The sequence below is a fragment of the Paraburkholderia sp. NPDC080076 genome (assembly GCF_050281145.1).
Taxonomy (GTDB): Bacteria; Pseudomonadota; Gammaproteobacteria; order Burkholderiales; family Burkholderiaceae; genus Paraburkholderia.
The window spans coordinates 63,012-76,792 of record NZ_JBNNWQ010000006.1; the positions used below are offsets into that span (position 1 = coordinate 63,012).

The 13,781-nt window shown below is 61.0% G+C and carries 10 protein-coding genes; 2 read left to right on the forward strand and 8 right to left on the reverse strand.

Going from position 1 to position 13,781, the window contains the following annotated elements; genetic code table 11:
• Positions 1–600: 600 nt before the first annotated feature.
• From oxlT to leuC, 7 genes are all read right to left on the reverse strand, one after another.
• Positions 601–1,884 carry an oxalate/formate MFS antiporter gene (gene oxlT, locus ACQKRQ_RS24145; RefSeq protein ID WP_427479875.1) on the reverse strand — a complete coding sequence of 428 codons (1,284 nt, stop codon included), beginning with the start codon at positions 1,882–1,884 and terminating at the stop codon, positions 601–603.
• Positions 1,885–2,020: 136 nt separating this feature from the next.
• Positions 2,021–3,640 carry a gamma-glutamyltransferase family protein gene (locus tag ACQKRQ_RS24150; RefSeq protein WP_427479877.1) on the reverse strand — a complete coding sequence of 540 codons (1,620 nt, stop codon included), beginning with the start codon at positions 3,638–3,640 and terminating at the stop codon, positions 2,021–2,023.
• 63 nt (positions 3,641–3,703) lie between these two features.
• Entirely contained in the window at positions 3,704–5,068 is a 1,365-nt protein-coding gene (locus ACQKRQ_RS24155; RefSeq protein WP_427479879.1) for an amidase, read from the reverse strand.
• Positions 5,065–5,226: a hypothetical protein gene (locus tag ACQKRQ_RS24160; protein WP_408179725.1), complete on the reverse strand. Its 162-nt coding sequence runs from the start codon at positions 5,224–5,226 to the stop codon at positions 5,065–5,067. Before ACQKRQ_RS24160 ends, ACQKRQ_RS24155 begins: the two co-directional genes overlap by 4 nt.
• 912 nt (positions 5,227–6,138) lie before the next feature.
• A complete protein-coding gene (locus tag ACQKRQ_RS24165; RefSeq protein WP_427479881.1) occupies positions 6,139–7,470 on the reverse strand; it encodes an MFS transporter in 1,332 nt (443 codons plus the stop codon).
• 104 nt (positions 7,471–7,574) lie between these two features.
• Positions 7,575–8,216 (reverse strand): 3-isopropylmalate dehydratase small subunit, encoded by a 642-nt coding sequence (gene leuD / locus ACQKRQ_RS24170; RefSeq protein ID WP_427479883.1) that lies wholly within the window; start codon positions 8,214–8,216, stop codon positions 7,575–7,577.
• Complete coding sequence (gene leuC, locus ACQKRQ_RS24175) at positions 8,209–9,624, reverse strand: 3-isopropylmalate dehydratase large subunit (protein ID WP_427479886.1); 1,416 nt, start codon at positions 9,622–9,624, stop codon at positions 8,209–8,211. The genes leuD and leuC overlap by 8 nt, the downstream gene beginning before the upstream one ends.
• A gap of 129 nt (positions 9,625–9,753) precedes the next feature.
• Here leuC and ACQKRQ_RS24180 point away from each other — a divergent pair, with 129 nt between their 5' ends.
• Positions 9,754–10,656 (forward strand): LysR family transcriptional regulator, encoded by a 903-nt coding sequence (locus ACQKRQ_RS24180; protein WP_132379734.1) that lies wholly within the window; start codon positions 9,754–9,756, stop codon positions 10,654–10,656.
• Positions 10,657–11,000: 344 nt separating this feature from the next.
• A complete protein-coding gene (locus tag ACQKRQ_RS24185) occupies positions 11,001–11,486 on the forward strand; it encodes a MarR family winged helix-turn-helix transcriptional regulator (protein ID WP_408179722.1) in 486 nt (161 codons plus the stop codon).
• Between the two features lie 980 nt (positions 11,487–12,466).
• On the opposite strand, the gene ACQKRQ_RS24190 is transcribed toward ACQKRQ_RS24185, so the two are convergent.
• Positions 12,467–13,714 carry an ABC transporter substrate-binding protein gene (locus tag ACQKRQ_RS24190; protein ID WP_427479887.1) on the reverse strand — a complete coding sequence of 416 codons (1,248 nt, stop codon included), beginning with the start codon at positions 13,712–13,714 and terminating at the stop codon, positions 12,467–12,469.
• Between the last annotated feature and the right edge of the window lie 67 nt (positions 13,715–13,781).

The window sequence follows — 13,781 nt, forward strand, 5'->3', positions numbered from 1 at the left end:
ACATGCGCGGGGCGTTGCGCATCGGCGATGTATGAACTGGTCATCTGCCACGCCGCAGGCGCCTGTTCCGTGCTGGTTAAAAATTGAGTATAGGTGCGCGGCTCTGAGTGAAGATAATCGAAAGTGACCCGGGCAAGCGATAGAAATCGCCGATCATGCGCTGGGTCAAAGGTGACTCGGTGAGGAAAAGGCCGGCGTATCAATTGGTTGTAGGTTCGTTCCTTTGCACGAGCTTGATGGTGGGTACAAGCAACAGGGAGACGACCGCGCCGATCGATATCACCAGGACGGACGAGAACGTGAGATGGAGGGACTGGTGCAGCGCAACTCTCACCGCAGCGTTGACGACAGCGTCCCCCGGTGCCGAGCCAAGAAGCTGTCGCAACTGATCGGAAGTCAACTCCGCGGTGCCGGCGGAATGAGTCAGCCACACTGGTGGTTGTGACTCGTTTTATACTCTTCGCCTGAAGACATAGTGATGCCGCCGAGCTATACCAATGGCATCGCCAGACATGCGATCGAGACGAGACTGCCCCGCCAGCAGGGTCGGAGCGTGCCGACCCTGCTGCGCAGGGCCGCCATTAGGCGCGAAAAGACAGGCTATCCAAGCACTCGCACAAAACGCGCGCGAGCCGGCTTCAACACGAACATTGCAAGGACGGCAGTACTCAGATCGAGCACAATCGCGCATCCGAACACCGGCACCCAGCTGCCGGTATGCTGATGCAGCAACGCGGCCAGCGGGCCGCCGAAGATCGAGCCAATCCCGAACGAGATGTAAAGCCAGCCGTAATTCGTGGTGGCATAACGGGCGCCAAACGTGTCGGTCAGAGTCGAAGGGAACAGCGAGAAAATTTCGCCCCAGCCGAAGAACACCACGCCGGACAGCAGTACGAACAGGACCGCGTTTTCGCGCGTCAGCAGCCAGAGCGCCATCGCCACGCCTTCCAGCGCGAACGCGAAACACATCGTGTTTTCCCGTCCCAGGCGATCCGATATCCAACCGAACAGCGGACGGGTCAGACCGTTCGTGAAGCGGTCGATCGTCAGTGCCAGCGGCAACGCGGCGAGCCCGAAGACCAGCACCTTGCTGACGCCGAAGTCGGCGGCGAAGCTTGCCATCTGCGACGTAACCATGAGGCCCGAAGTAGACATCATCGTCATCATCACGAACATCAGCCAGAACAGAGGCGTCTTGAGCATCTCGGACGGGCGGTAGTCGAGCGCCGAGACCTCTGACTGGGATACTGCCGAGCCGATACTGTGGGCCGCAGGCGGTACTCGCAGGCCCTGCGAGGCGAGGAGGCCGACCGCCGCGAAGATGATGCCGTAGAGCCACAACGTGGATTCGACGCCGTGCGTTGCCAGCGATGCAGAGATCGGAAAAGTGGTGACAATGGCGCCCATGCCGTAGCCGGCGGCAGCGACACCGGCGGCGAAGCCGCGTCGATCGGGGAACCAGCGAACCACGAATCCCACCACGCCGACATAGACGATGCCGGTTCCGAGACCGCCAATGCAGCCATACGTGAGGTACAGCATCGATGTACTGTGTGCATACGAAGCCAACACCCAGCTCACGCCTGCCAGCAGCGTACCGATCGAGATCAGCATGCGCGGCCCGAAACGATCAATCAGCGCGCCCTGGAACGGTGAAAAAAATGCCTGCAGCAGCACCAGCAGTGAGAATGTCACTTGCAGTTCCGGCAGTGCGATGCCGAGCTTGGCCATGAGCGGCTTCGTCATCAGAGTCCATACATATTGCGGACTCGAAATCGTCATCATGCAAACAAGGCCGAGTCCGAGCTGGATCCAGCGAGTATGCGCGCCTGTTTGCGCGGCGGGCGGGGCGGCGCCTTTCAGTGCTTGCGTGGGGGTGTTCAACGTGTTTCTCCGTTTGGGATTGATGTATCGACAGATGGACAGACGTGCGCCGTCCTTGACGTCAGCGCAAACGCTCGCGGGCCGTCGGTTCAAAAAGATGCGGGCGGCGCGGCCGCCCGCTGTCTAGCAGGCGCGCCTACCAGCCAGCCGCGGTGCCGTCGCTGCGCGGGTCGAAGCCTGCTTCCAGACACCCGTTGCCGTGCCGGACAATCGCGCCCGCGTGGCCCATTGCTTCGTCGTACGGCCGCATCTGCTCGACGTCATGGCCGAGACGACGCAGCGCATTGAATGTGTCGACCGGAAACCGCGCCTCCAGCTTGAGCGATTCATTGGTTTGCCCCCAGGTCCGGCCCAGCAGCCAGCGAGGCGCATCGATAGCGGCTTGCGGATTCCAGCCGAAGTGCGCGATCCGCGAAAAGACGGCGCTTTGCGATTGCGGCTGGCCGTCGCCGCCCATGTTTCCGTACACCATCGTGCGTCCATCGGCGAAGCGCGCGAGCGCAGGGTTCAGCGTGTGAAATGGCCGCCGCCGAGGCGTAAGCGGGTTGCGCGCAGAGGGATCGAGCGAGAAGCTGCAACCGCGGTTTTGCCAGTTGATGCCCGAATCCGCGAGCACGAGGCCGCTGCCGAACTCGTGATAGATGCTCTGGATGAAGCTGACCGCCACGCCATCGGCATCGATCACGCCGAGCCACACTGTGTCGGCCGGTCCGAGACCGCGCCCCCACGGTGCTGCCGTGGACATCGAAATCCGCTCGGCCATCGCGTCGAGTACACTCGGCGCAAGCAGCGCCTGTGGATCGATGTCCATGTAATCCGGGTCGGTGATGTGCTTGTCGCGTATGGCGAACGCGAGCTTGGTTGCCTCCACGCACGCGTGGACGTACTCGGGCCCGAGCGGATCCATATCGTCGCGCAAGACACGGTCAAGCACACCGAGAATCTGCAACGATACAAGCCCCTGTGTGGGCGGCGGCATGTTGTAGATCGTGCCGAGCGAATGCGTGAGCGCCAGTGGCGTGCGCAGCCTTGCGCGATGCTGTTCAAGATCCGCTAGCGACAGAGGACTTTCGAGGGCGCGCAGGTCGGCCGCGATGCTGCGCGCGAGATCGCCCCGGTAGAAATCGTCGAGACCCGCGTGGGCGAGACGCTCGAGCGTCGCGGCGAGGCGCGGCTGCACGAAGCGCTCGCCGACGGCCGGCACGCCCAGCGGGTGGTCGCTCGTCAGAAACGTCTCGGCGAACCCCGCGACTGACTTGAGTTCGTGCCGCTTGAGCGCGATGCATTCGGACTGGCTGCGCGTGACCGGGATGCCACCCCCTGCGTAGGCGATTGCGTCTTCCAGCAAGCGCGCGACTGGCAGTTTGCCGCCGAGTGTGTCAGTGGACCAGCGATGCGCCAGCGACCAGCCCGACACTGTTCCGGCCACCGTGTTCGCCGCCAGCGGGCCGCGAAACGGAATGGATTGCAGGCCGCGTGCGCGGTAGGCGTCGATCGTCGCCGCCGATGCCGCCGCGCCACACGCCTCGATGCCGACGGGCTCTTCGCCCGGCCGCGAAATCAACCAGAAGCCGTCGCCACCGATACTGTTCATATGCGGATACACCGCTGCGATGGTCGCCGCGGCGGCAATCATCGCCTCGACGGCATTGCCGCCGTCGCGCAGGATCGCGAGCGCGCTTTGCGACGCCAGCGCATGGGGTGTGACCGCCATCCCGCGGATGCCGCGCACGGGATTCAAAAAATCTGCTCTCATGTTTCCTCAAAAATCAATCGATCATCGCTATCCGCTCAGCCGCCGCGGGTTTGCACGATCACGTCATACTTGCTGCACACAACGAAGCCGGCCACAGCGAGAAGCAACTGCGATGTTCCAGCCGGTTCTACCTTCCACCCACTCGGCAAGCGAAAGCAAAGCGGCATCGTGCTGACCCGCGCCGACCAGTTGCACGCCAAGCGGCAGTCCGCCCGGACCGAAGCCAACCGGTAACGTCACCGCCGGAACGCCGAGGAAGGTCCAGGGCGTGCAGAACGCCGCATCGCCCGTATAGTCGAGCCCAAGGGGCGCCTCGCCCGATGCGGGCGCTACCAGCAGCGCGTCGAGTCCCGCGGCTTCGGTGAGCCAGCGGTCGAAGCGAAGCGCCATCTTTATCTGCAATGCCTTGGCTTTCGCATACTCGGTCGCGGGCAAAGCCCGGCCTTCTTCGACCAGAGCCGTGATCGATGCGCTGACAAGAGCCGGCGAACGGTCTACCAGTTCGCCGTGTGTTAATGCGGCTTCAACTGCGAGCAGGATCGAAGCATGCCGCGCAGCGTCGGCCAGTTCGGCAGGCAAGTCGGCAGCGACGATTTCCGCGCCATCGGCACGCAAACGTAGGGCTAGTTGATTCAGCACATGCTGCTGCGCTTTGTCGATCGGTCCACCGATCTGCTCGCGCAACACGCCGATGCGCGGCGGCCGTTTTGCCGCATGGCCAGGGACTTTCCCTTGGCGGCTGTTGTGCGACGCGTGTGGATCGTCCGCGTCGCTGCCTGCCAGAATGGCTAGCGCATGAACTGCGTCAGCGACATTGGTGGTGAAAACGCCGAGGTGATCGAGCGACCCTGACAACGGCAACACGCCGGTCCGCGCAATCGTGCCGTAACTCGGCTTTACCCCGACCACGCCGCAATACGCGGCGGGACGGATGACGGAGCCGAACGTCTGCGTGCCGAGCGCGAGTGGCACGATGCCTGCCGCAACGGCGGCAGCGGAGCCGCTCGACGAGCCGCCAGGTGTGTGATCGCTATTCCACGGGTTGGTCGTTGCGCCGGGCTGGCGCCAGGCGAACTCGGTGGTGACTGTCTTACCGAGTATCGTGGCACCGGCCTCGCGCAAACGGGCGACTACCCATGCATCCTTTTCGGGCCTGCACCCTTCGTAGGCCGGCGATCCATACGCGGTGGGCATATCAGCCGTATCGATCAGATCCTTTATGCCGACTGGGACGCCCGCGAGCGGCGCGTCGCGATCGGCACGATTGACGATCGGCGACGTCGGCAGATGGATGAAGGCTTGCAACTCCGGTTGCAGCCGTTGCGCGGCATCGAACGCCTGTTGCACGGTCTGCTCGACGGTGCGGGTTCCCGTGCGGATCGCGTCACGGATTTCGCGGATGCCGGGGGAGGGGGAAGAATGGTTCATTTCGCGGCGAGTGCCTGATGAATGAAGTTCTGCGCGATGAAGGTGTCGTATTTCGGCTGCTGCTTCGGGTTGCCGAGCGCGATCCGCATACCCATCGCAGCCGTCGGCGATTTCGGGGTGATGTCGACATTCATCGGATAGACGCCTTCGTCAAGCATGCGTTTTACCGCGGCGCTCACGATCTGGATCAACGCCCGAGCGCTGTTTACTGGAAAAGGATTTTCGAATGTTTCGCAACGCTAGTTGTACTGGCATGCCGGACCTCGTGCTGAACTTCAATCACTTCGCGCTTCGCTCACGTGCCCGCTACGCGCAGCGTCGGTACACGGTTGGTTGACGCCTGTGAAGCGTCTGTTCCTCAGGACACTCAGTTGCTGGTTTCGCCGGTTGTCGGCGAAATATAGATGCAAATCGCAACAATTGAAATGTACGCATTGATTCGATTTGCACGAAGCGTGCCATGGTGCGAAAACACCAAATTCAACGGCGAATCGAGCATTTCCATGTGGAAGTGAACACGCTGCCATGTTCGGGAAGTGTGCAGATAGGCGCAACGAAGGTGCATCAGGCGCGGCAAAATTGGTGACGCACCGTCTTTGGGCGAAACGCAAACGTTCGGCGGCGAAAGCGGCTGCAAGACGTTCAGGATTGGGAATCGTTGCGAAAACTGCCTTCAGAATTGAGGCGCGGTACCAACGGTTGCATCAGAACGTTTATGGTGGCGGCTCGGGTTGCGCTGGATACAGCGTCTTGCCAGTTCAATTCAGGCGTGGTTTTGGCCAAAGGGCATGCGGTATGAAGTGTCGCTTCGACCGCCGCATAAATGCCGCGGCGTCGGTGGGCGGCCGAAAAACACGGCCTCCCACCGACGCCAGCGAGTGCTTTCCGGATAGCGGCCCTTCTGCATAATGATTTGTCACAAGGGCCGTTACGTCTACGCGTGTCAGTAGCGTAGACGTATTAGCGGTTAGACAACCGCGTCTGCGTTGTTATCACCTTGGTCAGGTTTTGTATGGCTTTTGCACACTGATCCTATTTGCGAAAATCGGGCGCTGCTTCGCACAACAGGATCAGGAGACTGTGGGTGTAACGGACGACTCAGTTTGTCGACGGCCGAACATCCAGCAAATGACCGCCGACACGATCAGCGTGCCGCTAACGAAGTAGAGTCCGAACGAATAGTCGCCGCTGATTTCGCGTAACTTGCCGATGACCATCGGGCCGATCGTACCGCCTATCAGACTGCCCATCGCATTGATCAATGCGATGCCCGCAGCTGCAGCCGAACCGGAGAGGAACTGCGTGGGCATGCTCCAGAGCGGCGGCTTTGCAGCGTTGATGCCAAAATTCGCAACCGACAGTCCGACGATCAGGAGCAGCGCGGAGGGTGCATACCCGGCAAGCAGCATCCCTGCGCCCGCGGCCAGACATGCGATCGACACGTGCAATCTGCGTTCGCCGGTGCGGTCGGAGTTTTTCGCCCAGAGCACCATGCCCACGACGGCGACGACATTGGGAATTGCGTTGACGAGGCCCAGTTCGAAATAGCTGAAGCCGAAGTGGCTAATGATCATCGGTGCCCAAATGCCAATCGCGTACAGGCCAGTCGACGTGCCCGCATAAACGAGGGCGAGGGCGAGCACTCGCGGATCCTTGGTGGCCGCCCATACGCTGGATGCCGCACCGGCCGCCTTGGCGGCGCGTTCCCGGTCCATCTCGTGCGTGAGCCACTCACGCTCCTCGGTATCGAGCCAGCGCGCGTCTTCAGGCTTGTCGGTCAGGAAGAAGAACGCGATCACGCCGAGCGCGACGGTCGGCGCCGCTTCGAGAATGAAGAGCCATTGCCAGCCATGAATCTGTGCGATGCCGTCCATGCCCATGATGGCGCCGGAGATCGGCGAGCCGATCATGTTCGATAACGGCGCGGCGGTCATGAAGATCGCCGTCACGAGCGCCCGGTGCCGGGCCGGGAACCAATAGCTCAGGTACAGGATGATGCCGGGGAAGAACCCGGCCTCCGCCAGGCCCAGCAAGAAGCGCAGCACATAGAAGCTATAGGGGCCGCTGACGCTCGCGGTCCCAGCGGAGAGACCTCCCCACACGACCATGAGCAACGCGATCCACCGCCGCGCGCCGACGCGCTGCAGCGCAAGATTCGACGGCATGCCGAACACGATGTAGCCGACGAAGAAGATTCCCGCGCCGAAGCCGAACATCGCTGGCGTGAGCCCGATGTCGTGATTCATCGTCAGGCCGGCGAAACCGACGTTGACGCGGTTCAGGAAGCTCACGAAGTACAGCGCGATGATGAATGGCACGATGCGCCATGTGATCTTCTTGACGGTGCGCGTCTCTAGCGCGCGGGCGTCCGGCACGGTAGCGTGTCTGGAAGGTTGGGCCATGGTTGTCTCCCGCCGGCGCGTTCCACGCGCCGGTCTCGTTATCAGGTTGAAATTCGCGTCGCTCGATGCCGACACGCACGCATGGAGAGCGTGCTTGCGTCTGGTTACGACATGCTGCGTTGCTGGGCGGGAAGATCGATGCGTGCCCACGGATTGGCTGCCCAATGCCGCTGTTCAAACGCGTCGATCTGGTCGGATTGCTGCAGTGTCATCTGGACCATGTCGAGACCGTCCATGAACATGCGTTTTTGCCGCGGCGGGATCGAGAACGAATGACGCTCGCCCGAGGCAGTCACGACAACTTCATTCTCGACATCGATCGACAAGTGTTTGGTGTCCGTATTAGCAAGTTCGGCAACGAGTGCATCGACTATTTCCGGCGCGAGCGTCACGAGCAACAGGCGATTGTTGCCGGCGTTGAAGTAGAAGATCTCGCCGTAGCTCGGAGCGATGACCGCTTCGATACCGGCTTGTTGCAGCCCCCACACGGCGTGTTCGCGGCTCGAGCCACAGCCGAAATTCGACCCGGCGATGAGAATACATGCGTCGCGATATTCCGGGCGATTCAGCACGAACGTCTCGCGCTGCTGACCGCGGTCGTCGTAGCGCAGGTCGTAAAGCAGTCCACGTGCGAGCCCCGACTTGTCGATGCCGAACAGAAACTGCTTCGGCATGATCTGGTCGGTATCTAGATTGTTGATCGGCAACGGTGCTGCGGTGCCCTGAATGAGACGGCGATCAGCCATGTACAAGCTCCTTGCGAATGTCGACGATATGACCCGCGATCGCGGCGGCAGCGGCCATTGCGGGACTCATCAGGTGTGTCTTGCTGCCACGGCCCTGGCGGCCTTCGAAGTTGCGATTGGTCGTCGAAGCGCAGCGCTCGCCCGGCGCCAGGACGTCGTCGTTCATCGCGAGGCACATCGAACAGCCGGGCTGGCGCCACTCGAAGCCCGCGTCGATCAGGACCTGCGCAACGCCTTCGCGCTCCGCCTGGTCGCGGACCATGCCGGAACCAGGAACGACCATGGCGCGAACCGATGCCGCGACCTTGCGTCCCCGCACCATAGCCGCAGCCGCTCGCAGATCTTCAATGCGCGCGTTCGTGCACGAGCCAATGAACACGCGATCGATTGGCGTGCCCTCGATGCTTGCGCCGGACGGCAGCGCGATGTAGTCGAGTGCCTTGCGCGCGGTTGCTGCGTCGATGCCGGTTGCCGTGTCGACCTCGGGAATGTGCCCGTCGACGGGAATCGCCTGGTCTGGACTCGTGCCCCACGTAACATACGGCGCGATTTGCGATGCATCGACGCGATGCTCGACATCGAAGATTGCATCGGGGTCCGAGCGCAGCGAGCGCCATGCGGCCGTCGCGCTTTCGAGCGTCGCCGTATCCAGATCGCGCACGCGGGCCCGCACGTAGTCGATCGTCGTGTCGTCCGGTGCAATCAACGCAGCGCGCGCGCCGGCTTCGACCGTCATGTTGCACAGGGTCATTCGCGCCTCGGCAGAAAGCGAAGCGATCGTCGATCCCGCATATTCGAGCGCGAAGCCACGGGCGCCTTGTGCGCCGATACGGGCAATGATGTGCAGTACCAGGTCCTTCGACGTGGTGCCAGGCGGCAGTTCGCCGTCGACGGTGATCCGCATGTCGTTCGCCACGCGATAGACGAGCGTTTGCGTCGCGAGTACGTGTTCGACTTCCGAGGTGCCGATTCCGAACCCGAGTGCGCCGAGTGCGCCGTAAGTCGTCGTGTGGCTATCGCCGCACAGTACGACCATGCCAGGCCGGATCAGTCCGATTTCCGGTGCGACGACGTGCTCGATCCCCTGCGCCGGATCGTTCACGTCGAACAGGTGGATGCCTTGCGTGACGCAGTTGCGTGTGAAATTCGCGGCTTGCTTTGATGCGTCGACGATGTCGATCGTGCGGGCGGCAACCGGCACCGCACGCGTCGGGATGACGTGGTCGACAATCCCCATCTGCTGCCGTGGGCGGCGCACGAGGAGGTCTTTCTCAGCGAGTCCGGCGAACGCCTGCGGACTCGTGTACTCGTTCATGATATGCAGGTCCGCATACAGCAGCACATGCTGTTCGTCGAGGCGGTCGACCGTATGTGATGCGACGAGCTTTTGATAGAAAGTGTTCGGCATGGACTCCTCTGGCCGGTTGAATCTGAAGCGTGGGGCGCGGTCATGATCGACCGATAAGCGGGAGTCTAATTCGCCAATTCCGTTATAGAATTCAGTAGAATCTAAACTACTATTAAATTGAATTTATCAATGGATGCGGTTTCGGATCTCGAGTTTTTCGTCAAACTCGTCAAACATGGCAGCCTGTCGGCGCTCGCGCGGGACATTGGGGTCACGCCGCCCGCGGTGAGCGCGCGTCTTGCGCAGATGGAGCGGCGCCTCGGTGTGCGGCTACTGAACCGGACTACCCGGCGGCTCAGCATGACGCACGAGGGCGAGCAATACCTGACTACGGGGTCGAAGCTGCTGTCTGCGTTACAGGAACTCGACCGGACCATTTCGAGCAGCCGGGCGACGCCAAAGGGGCTGCTGCGCGTGAATGCGACGTTCGGCTTTGGCCGCCGTCACATCGCCCCGGCCATCGCAGCGTTTCATCGCCAGTATCCAGACGTCGAGGTACAACTCGAGTTGACGGATCGCCCGTTGAATCTCGCCGAAACGGCATTTGACGTCGGCGTGCGGTTCGGCGAGATTCCTGATTCGAGGTTGATCGCACGCAAGGTCGCGACGAACCGCCGGATGGTCTGTGCGTCGCCGATCTACGTGCGCGCGAAAGGCGAACCGGATACGCCGCGCGATCTGCAGCGGCATCAATGCATCGTACTCAGGGAAAACGACACGGCCTACGGCACCTGGCATTTCAGCAAGGGGAAGCGCCACGAGACGGTCAAGGTGCACGGTGTGCTGAGCAGCAATGATGGCGAAGCGACGCTCGTCTGGGCGCTTGACGGACAGGGCATCCTGATGCGTTCGGAGTGGGATGCGACCACCTATCTGCAGTCTGGCCGTCTCAAGCAGTTGCTGCCCGACTGGTCGTTGCCGCCAGCAGATATCTATGCTGTGTATCCAGAGCGGCTCAATCTGACGGCGAAGGTGACGGCGTTCGTCGAGTTTCTCGAAGGCTTTCTCGGGAAGGGGCCGGGAGCGGGCTGAGATGGCGAAAAAGCCGGTGGTTTTCCGCTCGCCTGCGATTTGTACCGCAACCCGGAACACGTCGGTCGAGCCGGCTCGTAATGGACATTGTGCCGTGCGTCTAGTCGGCGTCGTCGATGCGCTTCCAGAATTCGAACGCAGCGGCGCATACGTTGAGCGGCGCGCCCGTCGCGACCAGCAGCAGCGCATGTTGGCACAGCGGCGATCGCACCGTGTTTGGTAAGCGCAGGGCTCGTCCGCACTTATGCGAGTTTCCGCACGGTGGTATGTTTCGTGCACGAAACGCGTAATATTTAAAAGTTGCAGTGTGCAACTGAATTAAAGTAGCCGAATGGGAGAACAGCATGTCGAAGGCACCGTATCCAAGACTGGAGCATTTGAACTTCCGCCTCGATGTACTGAGCGAGTTGGCCAAGGGCGTGGCGTCTGGCCTTTACGAAGCCGAATGTGACGTAACCCTTCGCGACCTGCGCGTGCTGCGTTTCGTCGATATGCAGCCGGGCATTTCCCTCGGCCCGCTGATTGAGCTGACATACCTTGAAAAGACGCTGGTTTCGAAGCTGGTCACCACACTAGCTAATCGCGGCTTGCTGACGCGCTCTACGGGCACGACGGATGCACGTGTCATCAACCTGAACTTGACCAGGAAAGGCAAGGCGATCGTCCGCAAGTGCGATCGGATCGGCAAGATCTTCGACGAACAGCTCATGTCCGTTTTGTCAGCCGAGGAAAAGCGAGTGCTTTTTGACTGCATCAACAAGCTGACGGAACACGTTGAGGAGGGCGGCGAATGGACGCTCCCGGCGACACGGCGCAAACGCACAGCCTGAATCGAAACGCCGGGGTGAGAATAGGCTGCCCCAGGGCGGGCAGACGATCGGCGGGTGGCGGATGCCGGTTGCTGCGCGATCCGCAACTGCCCGCGTTCAGATTGCCTGTACTGAAAGCCGATAGCGAATGGTGCGCGGCTCTTCAACAAGAAACCTTAGTCCAGAACGGGCCGCGAGTGGGTGGCTAGCAGGCGGGACCACGACGCGTCCGAGATCAAAGAAACTGTTAGCCGGCTCGACGCCAAGTGCAAAGTTCCTCCCGCACCACGGTGCGCTTGTCCGGCCGCCGTTGCTAATCCAAAGCAAAGCATCTGGAAGCTCTTCGACATTCCAGTCAAGCAGAACGTCGGCGCCGCTGGCTGCGTACCTCAAAACAAAGGGCGGTTGGCAACCTGCAATCTGCAAGATTTCTTCAGTTGCCACCGTGAGGGGCAGCAGAGTCACATCTAGAGGCCCGGTTCCGGTTCGAAGTGCACTGAACGGCGGCAGGCCACTGGGGCAATGGACGGTTCCAAACGGAAGGCATGGCCACTCTCCGCGCATCGCTCGCATAAGTCCAGGCCACCGCGCATCGTCGCCCCACGGTGCGACATGTAGCGGCGATATGCATTGACCTCCACCAAGTTCAAACCGGACGGGCCAAGCATTCCGCCCAGCGCCTGGATCGTTGCTTCACCATGCGCCCACTTCAATGTCCAACGGGTCATTGCATTTGGCTTTTCCTCCGGCAGTTCCTACCAGACTGGCTACAGACCGTCGATATGGGGCGTCGTCGGATTCCGTTGCGTCGAGTCGCATGGCCGACGGATCCGCAGGGGTTTCATTGGAAGGCTATCTCCAACGAAAAGAAAGCCCGCGCTAACGGCGGGCTAAATCCACATCTTGCAGACGTGGAGGAGACGTTCATAAAGGCGACCTCATATCCCACGAATGACGCTGCATAACCGGCTGATTTTGGCCAGGCGGTTGCGAACTCGTACCTATTTGGTCTTCGCTGCAGCGGCGACCTTGCGCATCCCCTCTTGCGGGTCATCATTCGAGTTCATGAAGTTCGTCACGACATCGGTAATCGCACCCTGGGTGGCCGACGACTGAACATCACCAAAAGCGAATGACGGAAGGAACGTATTGGATTTGATTGTGGACTGTTCATCTGCGAATGATTTCTTGGCGCAGGCGTCGAACTTGCCCATGGGAACATCCTGCCGGACAGGAATGGAACCCTTGTAGAGACTGAACTGTTCCTGGAAATCGACGGACATGATCGTTTTGGCAAGCGCAAGCTGACCAGGCGTCGCTTCTTTTTTGCCGTTTTGCTGGAAAAACACGAACGAGTCCACTGTGTAAGTGAAGGCATTCGACGTACCAGGCGCAGCCGCGCAGATATAGTCAACGTCAGCCTTCTTGTTCGCATTCGCGAACTCGCCCTTCGCCCAGTCCCCCATGAACTGCATACCACCCGATCCGCTGATGACCATGGCAGTCGCGAGATTCCAGTCGCGACCGGTGGAGCCTTTGTCGAAGTAACCCTGAATCTTTCGGACAATCTGGAACACCTGCAACATCTGCGGCGAAGTCAGTGCTTTCTGGTCGAGATCAATCAGGGCCTTGCGATAAAAATCCGCGCCCTGAGAAAGTACAACCGTCTCCCAGATGGTCATGTCTTGCCAAGGCTGGCCACCACGCGCGACTGGCGTAATGCCCGCCGCCCGGAACTTGTCGGCTAGCGCGAAGAACTCGGGCCATGTCGTCGGCGGCTTACCGCCCACTTTATCGAGGTCGGCTTTGTTGATCCACAACCAGTTGATTCGGTGCACCGAGAATGGTGCGGCCACATAGTGGCCTTTTGACATCATGGTCTTGTTGATCTGCGCTGGAAGTTGGGCTTTCCAATCGGTGGCGGACTTGTCTATATCGACCAACACGCCTTGATCAGCCCAGTCCTGTATCAACGGCCCCTTGATCTGCGCAGCCGACGGTGCGTTACCGGACATGATCTGTGTCTTCAGCGCCGTCATGGCAGCCGCACCCGCGCCTCCGGCTACGGCGAAGTCTTTCCACTCGTAACCCTGCTTATTCATGTCGTCCTTCAGCACTCTGATCGCCTTCGATTCGCCACCCGACGTCCACCAGTGCAACACAGAAAGTGACTCGGCAGCACTGGCGACCTGTGCGCCCGTGGCGAGCGCCGCTGCGACAATCGCGCCCGACATGAGTGTTCTTTTCATTGCTGTCTCCGTTAGTTTTGTTTATGAATCGTCAGGCAGGCGCACGCCACGACGGCGTGCGTCAGGG